General features: G+C 69.8%; 12 protein-coding genes. 6 read left to right on the forward strand and 6 right to left on the reverse strand.

What is annotated here, in order from left to right; translation table 11 throughout:
- Positions 1-590: 590 nt before the first annotated feature.
- A complete protein-coding gene (locus ACWDU4_RS26650) occupies positions 591-953 on the forward strand; it encodes a hypothetical protein (protein WP_450116964.1) in 363 nt (120 codons plus the stop codon).
- A 189-nt stretch (positions 954-1,142) separates the two neighbouring features.
- Here the strand turns inward: ACWDU4_RS26650 and ACWDU4_RS26655 are convergent, their stop codons facing one another.
- On the reverse strand, positions 1,143-2,690 hold the full coding sequence (locus ACWDU4_RS26655) for an adenylate/guanylate cyclase domain-containing protein (protein WP_450116965.1): 1,548 nt from the start codon (positions 2,688-2,690) through the stop codon (positions 1,143-1,145).
- 97 nt (positions 2,691-2,787) lie between these two features.
- Between ACWDU4_RS26655 and nucS the strand changes: the two genes are divergently transcribed.
- Together nucS and ACWDU4_RS26665 are read left to right on the forward strand one after the other, a co-directional pair.
- Entirely contained in the window at positions 2,788-3,462 is a 675-nt protein-coding gene (gene nucS, locus ACWDU4_RS26660) for an endonuclease NucS (protein ID WP_450116966.1), read from the forward strand.
- 31 nt (positions 3,463-3,493) lie between these two features.
- Positions 3,494-3,799, forward strand: a complete 306-nt coding sequence (locus tag ACWDU4_RS26665; protein WP_450116967.1) for an ATP/GTP-binding protein — start codon at positions 3,494-3,496, stop codon at positions 3,797-3,799.
- Here ACWDU4_RS26665 and ACWDU4_RS26670 read toward each other — a convergent pair.
- Together ACWDU4_RS26670 and mce are read right to left on the reverse strand one after the other, a co-directional pair.
- Positions 3,780-4,811: a hypothetical protein gene (locus tag ACWDU4_RS26670; protein ID WP_450116968.1), complete on the reverse strand. Its 1,032-nt coding sequence runs from the start codon at positions 4,809-4,811 to the stop codon at positions 3,780-3,782. The genes ACWDU4_RS26665 and ACWDU4_RS26670 overlap by 20 nt on opposite strands.
- 147 nt (positions 4,812-4,958) lie before the next feature.
- A complete protein-coding gene (mce, locus tag ACWDU4_RS26675; protein WP_450116969.1) occupies positions 4,959-5,432 on the reverse strand; it encodes a methylmalonyl-CoA epimerase in 474 nt (157 codons plus the stop codon).
- A 90-nt stretch (positions 5,433-5,522) separates the two neighbouring features.
- Here mce and ACWDU4_RS26680 point away from each other — a divergent pair, with 90 nt between their 5' ends.
- The 3 genes from ACWDU4_RS26680 (at position 5,523) to ACWDU4_RS26690 (ending at position 8,217) form a co-directional block, all read left to right on the forward strand.
- Positions 5,523-6,713 carry an acetyl-CoA C-acetyltransferase gene (locus ACWDU4_RS26680; RefSeq protein ID WP_450116970.1) on the forward strand — a complete coding sequence of 397 codons (1,191 nt, stop codon included), beginning with the start codon at positions 5,523-5,525 and terminating at the stop codon, positions 6,711-6,713.
- Positions 6,714-6,810: 97 nt separating this feature from the next.
- The gene (locus ACWDU4_RS26685; RefSeq protein WP_450116971.1) at positions 6,811-7,191 is read left to right on the forward strand and encodes a DUF3817 domain-containing protein; all 381 of its coding nucleotides are present in this window, start codon (positions 6,811-6,813) and stop codon (positions 7,189-7,191) included.
- Between the two features lie 129 nt (positions 7,192-7,320).
- Positions 7,321-8,217: a tetratricopeptide repeat protein gene (locus ACWDU4_RS26690; RefSeq protein ID WP_450116985.1), complete on the forward strand. Its 897-nt coding sequence runs from the start codon at positions 7,321-7,323 to the stop codon at positions 8,215-8,217.
- A gap of 58 nt (positions 8,218-8,275) precedes the next feature.
- On the opposite strand, the gene ACWDU4_RS26695 is transcribed toward ACWDU4_RS26690, so the two are convergent.
- The 3 genes from ACWDU4_RS26695 to ACWDU4_RS26705 are packed head-to-tail and all read right to left on the reverse strand — an operon-like array spanning position 8,276 to position 13,895.
- A complete protein-coding gene (locus tag ACWDU4_RS26695; RefSeq protein WP_450116972.1) occupies positions 8,276-9,691 on the reverse strand; it encodes a neutral zinc metallopeptidase in 1,416 nt (471 codons plus the stop codon).
- Positions 9,688-11,886: a 1,4-alpha-glucan branching protein GlgB gene (gene glgB / locus ACWDU4_RS26700; RefSeq protein ID WP_450116986.1), complete on the reverse strand. Its 2,199-nt coding sequence runs from the start codon at positions 11,884-11,886 to the stop codon at positions 9,688-9,690. The genes ACWDU4_RS26695 and glgB overlap by 4 nt, the downstream gene beginning before the upstream one ends.
- Positions 11,887-11,888: 2 nt before the next feature.
- Positions 11,889-13,895: a maltotransferase domain-containing protein gene (locus tag ACWDU4_RS26705; RefSeq protein ID WP_450116973.1), complete on the reverse strand. Its 2,007-nt coding sequence runs from the start codon at positions 13,893-13,895 to the stop codon at positions 11,889-11,891.
- Positions 13,896-13,956: the final 61 nt, after the last annotated feature.

Raw genomic sequence — 13,956 nt, forward strand, 5'->3', positions numbered from 1 at the left:
TCCAACCCCTGTGTGGACCGGCGAACGCCTGTGTGCTCGTCCCGGCGGGGCGGCCGTGCCGCTATGCCGGTGGCGGGTACTCGGTGCGGCAGCGTGCACACACGGAATGCACGCATAAAGGCTGTGTGCACCGACGACAGGGCGTGTGCACACAACAGTTGGCCGCCCGCCGCCAAAACCCCCGTGCACATACCCGATGCGGCGTCCACATACCCGCTACACGTCCAACCCCTGTGTGGACCGGCGGACTCCTGTGTGGACCGGCGAACTCCTGTGTGCTCGGCCCGGCGGGAGACCGTGCCGCGATTCCGGTGTGCACACGACAGTTGGCCGCTCGGCGCCAAAACCCCGGTGCACACACCCGATGCCGCGTGCACACACCGAATGCACGCGCAACGGTCGTGCGCACCGACGACAGGGCGTGTGCGCGGGCTGGTCAACTGACCTGACCGGACGTCGGAAGAGAGCGGGAGAGGCCCTCGCCGACTGCCGACCACGCGGTCGATCCGGGGTTTCCCTGAGAGGTGATCACACGATCAACCCGGGGTTTCCCCGATGTGTTCGAGGCCCGGGAGTGGTGAGCTGGGAACATGACGTTCGAGACCGCCGCTGCCGAACCTTCCCACGCCGTCGGCATTGTCGTGTTCGGTGTGATGGTTGCCCTGCTCGCACTGCTGATCGTCGCCTCATTCAGCCGAACCCTGCGGCCGCGGATACTCAAGCCGCTGGGCTACGGCATTGTCGGCATCGTGGCCGTGTACGCGGTCACCCGCGGAGTCGCCGAGTTCTTCATCGTCGACTACGCCGACCCGGCCAGTTACCGTGACGACTGGGGAGGGCCGAGCCTGATCGGGGTGCTCCTCGTACACAGTGGCCCCGGGGTTGTCGCGTTGATTGCTGCGGCCTATCTGATCCGCAGAAATCGCGCGGAGCGCTCAGCGATGGTTGGTTGAACATCCCAAGTGTCGCGCGACAGTTCGGCGACCCGCGCGCCCGCGAGACTCGTGCACATCAGGTGGAGTGCGCACACAGGCGTTCCCACGTCCACACGGCAGTTGTACGCCGAACGCCTGTGTGGAAGAGGGAAAAGGGTTGTGCACATTCCTTTTCGACAGGGTTGATCGCTCGGCGGTACGGGGCTGTCAGGGGACCGGAGTCGCCAGGCGGGTCGGGGCGGTGCGGCCGCGGAGCGTGACGGACTCGCCGAGCGTCCATCCCCGGGCGACGTGAGCATCGGCGGCGGTGATGGTCTGCTCCGACGCCACCAGCGCACCGGGGACCGATTTCGCGAGCTCGCACAGGCGAGCCGCCTCGTTGACCGGATCGCCGATCACCGTGTACTCGAATCGGTTACGGGCACCGATGTTTCCCGCGACCGCGATGCCGGAGGCGACCCCGATCGCGGCACTGCAGTCGGGTACCTCCTCGCGCAGTCGGTCGCGAATGCGACGGGCCGCGGCGAGGGCGCTGCCCTCCGGGTCGTCGAGTTCGGCCGGCGCACCGAAGATCGCGAGCGCGGCGTCACCCTCGAACTTGTTGATCAGGCCGCCGTGCGCGTCCACTTCGTCGACGACGACCGCGAAGAACCGATTCAGGAGCTCGACGACCTCCCTCGGCGGGCGAGTGGCCGCGATCGTCGTCGACCCGACGAGATCGATGAAGAACACCGCGATCTGCCGTTCCTCGCCACCCAACTCCGGGTTGCGGGCGATCGCCGCATCCGCGACCTCGCGGCCGACGTGCCTGCCGAACAGCTCCTGAATGCGTTCACGCTCCCGGAGGCCTTCGGCCATCCGGTTGAATCCGCTCTGCAACTCGCCGAGCTCGGTGCCGTCGTACACGACCACCGAGGCGTCGAGGTCGCCTCGCTCGATCCGGGACATCGCGCCGCGTACCGCCCGGATCGGGGCGACCGTCGCGGACAGTCCGAGAAGCGTCAGGGCGAAACCACAGACCAGGGTCACGCCGCCGATCGCGAGGATCGACACGTTCACCTGCCTGGCGTTGTCGTCGCCCCGAACGAGGCTGAACACCGCGACCAGCATCAGCCCGATGACCGGGACGCCGGTGCCGAGCGCCCACGCGAGCAGACCGCGGCCGGTGACGCCGGCAATCCGGAACCGGCGCGGGTCGCCTGCCTCGAGCGCCCGGGCCGCGGCGGGGCGCAGTGAGAACTCGGACAGCAGGTAACAGAAGGCGCAGACGGTGATGCCTCCCATCGCGATCGTCAGGGACACCTTGGGGATCGTGGCCGGATCGATCAGCCCGTACGCGGTGGTGAACAGGGCCAGTCCGCCCGACCAGAGCACGATCTGGATGACGGTCAGTCGCCACGGCGTCGACAGGGCCGCCGTCGCCTCGCGGCGCGTGGGTGTGCGTCCCTCGACGGCCCAACGCAGGTCGCGGATCCCCATCAGCGTGCCCCACAGGGATCCGATCAGCAGCGACAGACCGATGTAGATCGGCCCGAGCACGGCGGTGATGACCATGAACTGCCGGGTGAAGAGCTCCGGTCCGGGAATGACGACGAGGAACAGTGTGCCCACCAACAAGGCACCGATGAGGTTGGCCAGCATCAGTGACGAGGTGATCAGGATCTGGACGCGAACCCGCCGGACGCGGGGGCTCTCGTCGACCGTCCCGAGGATCGGCGACCCGAGCGGCGAGGCGGAACGGCGGAATGGTCGCATGGTGTGCCTCACACTAGCGGCGCGTACCTGGGGGAGTGTGAAACCTTGTGCGGCGAGCATGCGGGAGTTGGCGGCGTCGTGTTCTAGTGTGGTGGCCGTGCGTCTCGTCATTGCCAGCTGCCAGGTCGACTACGTCGGACGTCTCACCTCCCACCTTCCGAAGGCTCGCCGGCTGCTGCTGGTGAAGTCGGACGGTTCGGTGAGCATTCATGCGGACGACCGGGCGTACAAGCCGCTCAACTGGATGAGCCCGCCGTGCTGGCTGGTCGAGGACGGTGGTGACGACGGCAAGCAGTTGTGGGTCGTCACGAACAAGGCCGGCGAGGAACTCCGCATCACGATCGACGAGGTCGAACACGATTCGTCGCACGAACTGGGAATCGACCCCGGCCTGGTGAAGGACGGGGTGGAGGCGCACCTGCAGGAACTGCTGGCCGAGCACGTCGAAACCCTCGGCGCCGGCTACAGCCTCGTGCGGCGCGAGTACATGACCGCGATCGGACCCGTGGACCTGCTCTGCCGGGACGAGAACGGCGCCTCCGTTGCCGTCGAGATCAAGCGGCGCGGGGAGATCGACGGCGTCGAGCAGTTGACCCGCTACCTCGAACTTCTCAACCGCGATCCGCTGCTCGCCCCCGTCGCCGGAGTGTTCGCCGCCCAGCAGATCAAGCCGCAGGCCCGTACCCTCGCCGAGGACCGCGGAATCCGTTGTCTCGTTCTCGATTACGAGGCGCTGCGCGGTATCGAGAGCACCGAGTTCCGCCTGTTCTGATCGGCCGGTGGGGACTGGCTAGGCTTACGTCATGCCTCGACGCAACAACAACCGCAAGCCCACCGGCGGCCCGTCGCCCGTGGGCTTGAACGGACCGCGCGTCGAGTCCGGTCCTTCCCAGTACGACGACGAGCGCTATCTGGTTCGGCAGGTACCCGGCGCGCGGGCGCTGAAGACCTATCGTTGCCCGGGCTGCGACCACGAGATCCGGCCGGGCGTCGCGCATCTGGTGGCGTGGCCGGCGGATGGACTCGGCGGGGCCGAGGACCGCCGGCACTGGCACACCGGCTGCTGGAACGGACGCGGATCGCGGGGGATCACCCGGCGTTGGTCGTGACCTGCTTCGGAGCGGCCTTTCCCTTGGCTGCCGCGGTGGACTCGGCGGACGCCGCACCGTCGTTCTGCGGCTTCGGCTTCGCCTGATCGTTCGTGGCCTCGGCGTCGGATTCCTCGTCGAGGTCCCGGTCGTCGACGACCTTCGCGGCCGACGAGTCGGTGGTTCCGTCGAGGAGTTCGCCCTCCCGGTTGACGGAGGCCAGCATCGCGGGAACCGAATCGAGCTGACCGCGAATACCCAGTAGCTGCGCGAGGATCCGGCCCCGCAGGACCCGGAGCTCCTCGGCGAGCTCCTTCGCGTGCGCGATGCGCTTCTCGGCCTGTTCGGTGGCGGTCTGCAGCCGCCGGCGGGCTTCGCTGGTCGCGTCCGCGAGCCGTCGCTCGGCCTCGGCCTTGCTGGAGGACTCCAGCTCCTCGACAGCCGCGACGACCTTGGTGCGCCGCTCGCTCATCGTGATCTCGAAGTCCTGCTGGATGCGGGTGCGCTTGGCGTCGGACTCGGCCTCCAGACGGGCGGCCTCCGACTGGGCGGCCTCGACGGTGCGGGCGGCCTCGGTGCGCGCGCGGGCCATGGTCTGCTCGTGCTCGGTGTCCATCGCGGAGCGGCGGTCGGCCAGTTCGGCGAGCTTGGCCTCGTACTTGCCGCGGAGCGCGGTGGCGTCCTGTTCGGCGATCGAGACCATCTCGGCGGCGTCGGCCTGGGCCTTCGCGCGGACCTCGGAGGCCTCGTCGGACGCCAGTCGCAGCATCCGGGAGATGCGCTCGCTCATGCCCTCCGCGGTGGTCGGCGGAACGGACAGGCGGTCGACGTCCTTACGGAGCGAATCGATCTCGTCACGGGCGTCCTCGAGCTGGTGGGCGAGGTCGCGGGCCTGCGCGGCGGCGGCGTCACGGTCGGTGGCGGTGACGCGCAGCTCGGTGTCGAAACGGTCGAAATAACGCCGGACCTCGTCCTTGTCGTATCCTTTGCGGACGATGGTGAACGGCATGCCGCGGTCGTGGTCGTAGGCCATGCGCACCAATTTACCGCTGGTCGCGGAAGTGGGGGCCGGGGCAGGTGCCTTGTGACGTGGGACACCGTGCAGTGGGCCCCTCCCGCAACGGCTGAAGGGCACCCTCGTCCGGTTGGACCGAACGAAAGTGCCCTTCAGTCGGAGAGATCAGTGCGCGGGGTTCGCGGCCGGCTCGACGAGCTCGACCAGCACGCCGCCTGCGTCCTTCGGGTGCATGAAGTTGATGCGGGAATCGGCGGTGCCGCGCTTCGGGGCGTCGTACAGCAGGCGGACGCCACCGGCGCGCAGCCGCTCGGAGATCGCGTCGAGATCGGTGACCCGGTAGGCCATCTGCTGGATACCGGGGCCGTTGCGGTCGATGAACTTCGCGATGGTGGAGTTCTCGTTCAGCGGAGCCAGCAGCTGGATCGCGGGGGCGCCGGCCGGGCTGCCGGGAACGGACAGCATCGCCTCGCGGACGCCCTGCTCCTCGTTCACCTCCTCGTGCGTGGACACGAGACCGAGGTGCTCGCCGTACCAGGCGATGGCGACGTCGAGGTCGGGGACGGCGATGCCGACATGATCGATGGCGGTCACCAGTTCGGAGGCCAGCGGTGAGCCGGCGGGGGCGGAGTGTGTCATACCCACGACGTTAGCGTTACCGTCTTGGTAGTTCTCTGTCGGATGTGACTGCGGTCGCCCCGATGCTCGTGTGGATCGTTGGAGGAAGTCGTGACCAGTTCTGTCATCGTGGCCGGAGCCCGTACACCGATGGGGCGTCTGCAGGGTTCGTTGAAGGACTTCTCGGGTTCCGATCTCGGTGGCGTCGCGATCAAGGGCGCGCTCGACAAGGCCGGGGTCGCCCCCGAGCAGGTCGAGTACGTGATCATGGGCCAGGTCCTCACCGCCGGCGCCGGTCAGATCCCCGCCCGCCAGGCCGCCGTCGCCGCCGGCATCCCGATGAGCGTGCCCGCGCTGACGATCAACAAGGTGTGTCTGTCCGGCATCAACGCCATCGCGATGGCCGACCAGCTGATCCGCGCCGGCGAGTTCGACATCGTCGTCGCCGGCGGCCAGGAGTCGATGAGCCAGGCGCCGCACATGCTCGAGAAGTCCCGGCAGGGCTTCAAGTATGGCGACGTGACCCTGCGCGACCACATGGCGTACGACGGCCTGCACGACATCTTCACCGACCAGGCGATGGGCAACCTCACCGAGTCGGCGAACGCCGGGGAGAAGTTCGTCTCGCGTGAGGAGCAGGATGCGTTCGCCGCAGCCTCGCACCAGCGCGCGGCCCGCGCCTGGAAGGACGGCCTGTTCGACGGCGAGGTCGTGCCGGTGACCATCCCGCAGCGCAAGGGCGACCCGATCGTGTTCGCGTCCGACGAGGGGATCCGCGCCGACACGACCGCCGAGTCGCTCGGCAAGCTGCGCCCGGCGTTCTCCAAGGACGGCACCGTGACGGCCGGTTCGGCCTCGCAGATCTCGGACGGCGCCGCGGCGGTCGTCGTGATGAGCAAGGCCAAGGCGCAGCAGCTCGGCCTGGACTGGATCGCGGAGATCGGTGCGCACGGTGTGGTCGCCGGACCGGACTCGACGCTGCAGTCGCAGCCCGCGAACGCGATCGCCAAGGCGTGCGAGCGGGAGGGCATCGACCCGAAGGATCTGGACCTGGTCGAGATCAACGAGGCGTTCGCCGCGGTCGGTATCGTCTCGGCCCGCGAACTGGGCATCGACGCAGACAGGGTCAACGTCAACGGCGGCGCGATCGCGCTCGGCCACCCGCTCGGCATGTCCGGTGCGCGTATTGCCCTGCACCTGGCGCTCGAACTGGCCCGCCGCGGCGGCGGTGTCGGCGCGGCCGCACTGTGCGGCGGCGGCGGACAGGGCGACGCCCTGATCGTGCGCGTTCCCAAGGCCTGACCGGTCGACGCACTACTCCTCTCACGGCCCCGACGCATCGCGTCGGGGCCGTGACGTCTCCCACACCAACGACAGATCGTCGTAGGCGCCCGGCACAATGGCGGTCATGGCGAACATCTTCGACCTCAGCACCCCGGCCAAGCGGTTCCGATTCGTCGCGATCCTCGAGGCGTTCACCTGGGCCGGCCTGCTCGTCGGCATGGCGTTCAAGTACCTGCCCGAGAACGGCAACGAGATCGGCGTGAAGATCTTCGGCCCGTTCCACGGTGCCGTGTTCGTCCTGTTCGTCATCGTCTCGCTGCTCACCGCCCGCGCGCTGAAGTGGAACCTCGTGACCACCGGTCTGGCGCTGGTCTCGAGCATCCCGCCGTTCTTCACGGTGCTGTTCGAGTGGTGGGCCGCCCGCACCGGGAAGCTCGGAGAGCTGTCCGCCCCCGTGACGACGGCTGTGCCGGCGCGAGAACTCGACGCAGTCTGATCGACCCCCATCGGCGCCCCCGAACCGTTCGCGGTCCGGGGGCGCGGTCGTGTTTGTGACAAACTGGTCAGCGTGACTCGACCCGGTTCTCGTCAGCCCGCACGTCCGTCCGCCGCGATGGCCGCGGCCATGTCCGGGGCAGTGGATCTGTCCGGCCTGGCGGATCGCCCCCGACCGCCTGCAGGACCGGCCGCGACGGCCCCCGCCGGCGGCGGCCCCGCGACAGGGCTGGCCCCGATTGTCGACGTCACCGAGGCCACCTTCGAGGCGGAGGTCCTCGAACGCTCCATGCAGGTCGTCGTGCTGGTGTCGCTGTGGTCCGCACGCAGTGAGGCCAGCGTCGCGTTCTCCGATGAACTGGAGACGCTCGCGGAAGAGGGGAACGGAACCTGGGTGCTGGCCAAGGTCGACGTCGACGCGAACATGCGGATCGCGCAGGCGTTCGGGGTCCAGGGCATCCCGACGGTCGTCGCCGTCGCCGCCGGCCAGCCGCTCGCCGACTTCCAGGGCGTGCAGCCTCTCGACGAGGTGCGCGGGTGGCTCGGGCAGGTCCTGGCCGCCACCGCGGGCAAGCTGTCGGGTCCGCCGGCGGACCCGGGCGCCGAGCCGGAGCCGGAGGATCCCCGTTTCGTCGCGGCCGAGGACGCGCTCGCAGACGGTGACCTGGACGGTGCGGACGCCGCCTACCAGGCGATCCTCGATGCGGAGCCGGGCAACAAGCAAGCCCTCGCTGCGCAGCGTCAGGTGCGGTTCCTGGCGCGGGTGCAGAACGTTGCGCCGGACGCCGTCGCGGTCGCGGCCGCGGAGCCGTCGAACGTGGCAGCCCAGCTCGACGCGGCCGACGCACTGCTCTACACCCAGCAGCCCGACGACGCGTTCACGGTGCTGATCGACGCCGTCAAGCGGTTCGTCGGTGACGACAAGACCGCGGTGCGGACCCGGCTGCTCGAACTCTTCGAACTGTTCGACCCGGCCGACCCGACCGTCGTCGCCGCCCGCCGCAAGCTGGCGTCCGCTCTCTACTAGCGCTGCGTACCCGTGAGTGATCCGCACCCCGACCGGGGGTGAGAATCACTCACGGGTGCTAGCCGTACCGGTTCGCGCACGCGTCACGGCCGCCGAGGACCCCGGAGCGGAAGGCGTCGACGCGGGCGAATCCGCTGGGAATGGTGACGCCGTTGACGTCGCTCGCCATCAGCCCGTCGGTGAGCAGCCCGGACACCGCCTCGTCCAGGTCGCCGGGTGAGAGGGTGAGTCCGCCGGCGCCGACGGCGGTCGCCGCCGTCCACGCACCGGACAGGCAGGCCGCACGCAGGGCGGTCTTCGGGTCGGTGAGCGAGTCACCCGCATTCTGCTGGACGGCGAGGGTGAACCGGGAGGCGACGAGGACGTAGGCGGCGAAGTCGCCGCGGATGTCCGTCACCAGGTCGTCGGGCCGCCCGCCCTGCGGCGTGCCGCGCTCGACGAGTTCCGGCATCGACACCCCGATCGTGCGGGTGGCGGGGCAGTACGACACCGGGGAGGTGGGGGTGGCGTCCGGGCACCCGGTGTCGGCGCCGGTGAACACCACCCGTGGCTGCTCGGGCAGCTCGAACACGGCCTGAAGCGAGTCGACGGTCAGCCCGACGGTCCGTTCGGTCACCGGAGTCTCGCCGGTGTCCTCGGAGGTGGTGAACTGATGCGGGAGCTGGGCGCGGCGGCCCTCGACCTCGGCCTCGTCGATCGCGGTGCAGGCGCGGGCGCCGTCGGTGAATCCGATCTGGAATGCCGTCACCCGCTCGAACGCCGTGCCGTGCACCGCAGTCGGATCGTTCGGGTCGGTGTCGCGGACCGCCACCATCGCCGCCATCACCGAGTTCAGGCCGTCCGAGGTGTTGAGCGTGAACTGCGTCGACTCGTCGGCCGCGACGTGGCGCATGTAGGCGCCCGCGAAACAGTCGGCCTGCTGTTCGAGCACGAGGGTGGGGTCGTCGTCGCCGGCGAGGCCCGAGTCGTGCTGGACCGCGTGCCCGTACTCGTGGGCGATCACCATCACGACCGCCATCGGCCCGAAGGTGTCCATCAGCGCGGGCAGCAGGGTGGTGCGATCCCAGCCGATGGATCCGTCGCGGGTGCAGTACCCGGCATTGACCACCCCGTGCGTGCTGTCGCCGCAGAACGTCCCCGACCGGGCCGCGTCGACGTCGGGGTCCCACGACATCAGATCGGTGACCGGCCGGAAGTCGCCGGCGAACACACGCGGGTACTCGGCACTCCAGAAGGCGGTGAGGTCGTCGACGGCGGAGCCGGCCAGCAGGTCGGCGGCGGAACCGTCGGCGCCGCGCACGGACAGCGTGGGCCGGGGGGCGTCCGGTCGCGGTCCGCTGGCGCCGTCGGTGGCGGGCAGCCCCGCCACGGTGAACGGATTGTCGTAGATCGACACGGCACGGCCGTCGACGGCCTGCCCGCACCCGGCGACCAGGACGGCGACCGCGGCGACCGCGAACGGAACCCACCTCACGGGAGTTCCCGGCGCAGCCAGATGGCGCTGCCGCCCGGCAGCGTCACCTCGGCGGACGCGGGCCGGCCGTGCCAGGGGGCGCTGGTGGCGGTCACCTCCCCGAAGTTACCCAGTCCGGAGCCGTGGTAGATCTCGGCGTCCGTGTTGAGGATCTCGCGCCAGCGGCCGGGCTCGGGCAGACCCACCCTGTAGTGCTCGTGCGGAGAGCCCGCGAAGTTGAACAGGCACGCCACGATCGAACCGTCGGTCCCGTACCGCAGGAAGCTCAGGACGTTGTTCTCGGTGTCGTTGGCGTCGATCCACGAATAGCCGCCCGGCGAGGTGTCCAGCGTCCACAGGGCCGGGCTTCCCCGGTACACGGTGTTGAGGTCGCGGACCAGAGCTTGCACGCCACGCTGGAGCGGGCCGGTGCGCGGGTCGTCGAGCTGCTGCCAGTCCAGACCGCGCTCCTCCGACCACTCCGTGCGCTGCCCGAATTCCTGTCCCATGAACAGCAGCTGCTTGCCCGGGTGAGCCCACATGTACGCGAGCAGCGCCCGCAGTCCGGCGGCCTTGTCGTGGTCGTCGCCGGGCATCCTCGTCCACAGCGTGCCCTTGCCGTGCACGACCTCGTCGTGGCTGATCGGCAGCAGGTAGTGCTCGCTCCACGCGTACATCAGCGAGAAGGTGACCTCGTGATGGTGGAAGCTGCGGTGCACGGGGTCCCGGCCGAGGTAGCCGAGGGTGTCGTGCATCCACCCCATGTTCCACTTCATCGAGAACCCGAGGCCGCCGACGCTGGTGGTGCGGGTGACGCCCGGCCAGGCGGTGGACTCCTCGGCGATCGTCACCACCCCCGGATGGTGCTTGTGCACGGTGGCGTTCATCTCCTGCAGGAACGCCACCGCCTCGAGGTTCTCGCGACCGCCGTGGACGTTGGGGGTCCAGCCGCCGGGTGGGCGCGAGTAGTCGAGGTAGAGCATCGACGCGACCGCGTCCACGCGCAGACCGTCGACGTGGAACTGGTCGATCCAGTACAGCGCGTTGGCGACGAGGAAGTTGCGGACCTCCGCTCGGCCGAAGTCGAAAACGTAGGTGCCCCAGTCCAACTGCTCGCCGCGCTGAGGGTCGGCGTGCTCGTACAGCGGTTCGCCGTCGAACCGGGCCAGCGCCCACTCGTCCTTCGGGAAATGGGCGGGCACCCAGTCGACGAGGACGCCGATGCCGGAGCGGTGCAGGTGGTCGACGAAGGCCCGGAAGTCGTCGGGGGAGCCGAACCGGGCGGTCGGGGCGTAGTAGGAGGTGACCTGGTATCCCCACGACCCGCCGTAGGGGTGCTCGGCGACAGGCAGCAACTCGACATGGGTGAAACCTGCCTCGGTCACGTACTCCGAGAGTTGCTGCGCCAGTTCGCGATAGTCCAGACCCGGCCGCCAGGACCCGAGGTGCACCTCGTACACGCTCATCGGTTCCTGGTTGGGTTCGCGTTCCGCGCGGGCCGCGATCCACTCGGCGTCGGTCCAGACGTGGGTCGACCGGGTGATCCGGGACGCGGTGGCCGGGGGCACCTCGGTGGCGAACGCCATCGGGTCGGCCTTGTCGCGCACCGACCCGTCGCGGCAGTGCACACGGAACTTGTACAGGTCGCCGGGGCCGACGCCGGGAACGAACAGTTCCCACACGCCCGTCGATCCGAGCGCCCGCATCGGCGCCTGCCTGCCGCCCCACCCGTCGAAATCGCCCATCACGGAGACGCCGAGGGCATTCGGTGCCCACACCGCGAACGACGTGCCGGTGACCTCGCCGTCCGGGGTGGTGTAGTTGCGGGGGTGCGCGCCGAGGATCTCCCACAGCCGCTCGTGCCTTCCCTCGCGCAACAGGTGCAGGTCCAGGTCGCCCAGTGTGGGGAGGAAGCGGTAGCCGTCGGCCACGACGACGGTGTGACCGCCCGGGTACTCGACCACCAGGCGGTAGTCGACCAGGTCCTCGACCGGGATCAGCGCCCCGAACACCCCGTCGCCCAGGTCGACGAGGGGATGGTCGACGCCGCCGACCCGGGCCGCGACGGCGACGGCGTGCGGGCGCAGTGCCCGGATCACCGTGCCGCCGCGGTGTGCGTGCGCACCGAGCACGGCATGCGGGTTGTGATGCGTTCCGCCGGCCAGGCGGGCGAGGTCGTCGGGGTGGGGTGCCGCGCCCGGGCGCGGGGCCGGGATGCTCACGACACCGGCGGGCGGTGGGCCAGGTGCAGCCGCGCCGGATAGGGGACCGGGGGCAGCGCGAGGATGTGCGCGACCGCCCGCCACGGTTCGAGCCGGACGAAATTGGTCTGGCCCCAGTCGTACTGGTCGCCGGAGACCTCGTCGAGCACGGCGATGCGGTCGTGCCAGTCCCGGCCGAGAGCGGGCATGTCCAGCCAGATCGTGCCCTGCTCGGGGCCGTACGGATTCAGGTTGACCACCGTCAGCACCGCGTCCCCGGTGACCGGGTCGAACTTCGAGTACGCGATCAGCGAGTCGTTGTCGACGTGGTGGAAGGTGATGTTGCGCAACTGCTGGAGTGCCGGGTGGGTGCGCCGGATCCGGTTGAGCGTCGTCAGCCAGGGCTCGAGCGACTCGCCGCGGGCGCGGGCGCCGTCGAAGTCTCTGGGCCGCAGCTGGTACTTCTCCGAATCGAGGTACTCCTCGCTGCCCGGGTGCACCGGGACGTGCTCGTAGAGTTCGTATCCCGAGTAGACGCCCCATGTCGGGGCGAGGGTCGCGGCCAGCGCCGCCCGCAACGCGAACATGCCGGGCCCGCCGACCTGCAGGCTCTCGTGCAGGATGTCGGGGGTGTTGACGAACAGGTTCGGTCGCGCCTCGTCCGCCTTCGCCGCGATCTCGGTGCCGAACTCGATCAGCTCCTGCTTGTGCACCCGCCACGTGAAATAGGTGTACGACTGCGAGAATCCGCGCTTGGCGAGGCCGTACAGGCGGGCGGGGCGGGTGAACGCCTCGGACAGGAACAGCACGTCCGGGTCGGTGGTCTTGACCTCCGCGATCAGCCACTCCCAGAAGTCCGGTGGCTTGGTGTGCGGGTTGTCGACCCGGAAGATCCTGACGCCGGCCGCGATCCAGAACCGGACCACCCGCAGCACCTCGGTGTAGATGCCGTCACGGTCGTCGTCGAAGTTGACCGGGTAGATGTCCTGGTACTTCTTCGGCGGGTTCTCCGCGTATGCGATCGTGCCGTCGGGAAGCACGGTGAACCACTCGGGATGCGCTGCCGCCCAGGGGTGGTCGGGTGCGCACTGCAGGGCGAGGTCGAGCGCGACCTCGAGCCCGAGCCGGGTGGCCCGGGTGACGAAGGCCCGGAAGTCCTTCATCGTGCCCAGCTCCGGGTGGATGGCGTCGTGGCCGCCCTCCGCCGCGCCGATCGCCCACGGTGACCCGACATCGTCCGGTCCCGGCGTCAGCGAGTTGTTGGGGCCCTTGCGGTTCACCCGGCCGATCGGGTGGATCGGCGGCAGGTACACGACGTCGAATCCCATGCCCGCGATCCGCGGCAGATCGTTCGCGGCGGTCGCGAAGGTGCCGTGACGGGGACGGCCCTCGGCGTCCCAGCCGCCGGTCGAGCGGGGGAAGAACTCGTACCACGACCCGAACAGGGCTCGGGTGCGGTCCACCCACACCTGCAGGGCGCGACTGCGGGTCAGCAGATCGCGCAGCGGGTGCGCGCGCAGCAGCTCGGTGATCGCGGGCGCGAACGCGGGCGCCACCCGTTGGGGCAGCGGCTGGGTACCGCGCAGTGCGGTCGCGACTGCGAGGCAGCGGGCCCGGTCCCCGCGCGGGACGGTCCGGGACGCGCGCTCGAACAGCCGGGCGCCGATCTCCAGGTCGTTGGCGAGTTCGGTGGGGCCCTGCCCGACCGCGAGCTTGGCCTCGATCGCGGACCGCCACGTGGTGATCGGGTCGCTCCACCCCTCCACCCGATAGGTCCAGGTGCCCGGGCAGGTGGGGGTGAACACGGCGGCGAAGGTGTCCGGCAGCGGGCCCGGCAGCATCGGGATCCGGATGCTGCGGGTGAATCCCGGACCGCGCACCGCGAGCGTGGCGGCGACCGCGTCGTGCCCCTCCCGCCACACCGACGCCGTCACCGGGAACGTCTCACCCACCACGGCCTTCGCCGGGTGTCGGCCTCCCTCGATGGCTGGGACGACGTCGTCGATGCCTATCCGCCCGGTCATGGTTGAAACCTTACGGGTAGCGACCGGGTGTGCGCGCGTGACGAAGCTCCACGCACGACAG

Source organism: Rhodococcus sp. NPDC003348 (assembly GCF_053589375.1).

Coding starts and splice junctions, on each gene's coding strand:
- ACWDU4_RS26650 (WP_450116964.1), top strand. CDS start 591: ATGACGTTCGAGACCGCCGCTGCCGAACCTTCCCACGCCGTCGGCATT.
- ACWDU4_RS26655 (WP_450116965.1), bottom strand. CDS start 2,690: ATGCGACCATTCCGCCGTTCCGCCTCGCCGCTCGGGTCGCCGATCCTC.
- ACWDU4_RS26665 (WP_450116967.1), top strand. CDS start 3,494: ATGCCTCGACGCAACAACAACCGCAAGCCCACCGGCGGCCCGTCGCCC.
- ACWDU4_RS26670 (WP_450116968.1), bottom strand. CDS start 4,811: ATGGCCTACGACCACGACCGCGGCATGCCGTTCACCATCGTCCGCAAA.
- mce (WP_450116969.1), bottom strand. CDS start 5,432: ATGACACACTCCGCCCCCGCCGGCTCACCGCTGGCCTCCGAACTGGTG.
- ACWDU4_RS26685 (WP_450116971.1), top strand. CDS start 6,811: ATGGCGGTCATGGCGAACATCTTCGACCTCAGCACCCCGGCCAAGCGG.
- ACWDU4_RS26690 (WP_450116985.1), top strand. CDS start 7,321: ATGTCCGGGGCAGTGGATCTGTCCGGCCTGGCGGATCGCCCCCGACCG.
- ACWDU4_RS26705 (WP_450116973.1), bottom strand. CDS start 13,895: ATGACCGGGCGGATAGGCATCGACGACGTCGTCCCAGCCATCGAGGGA.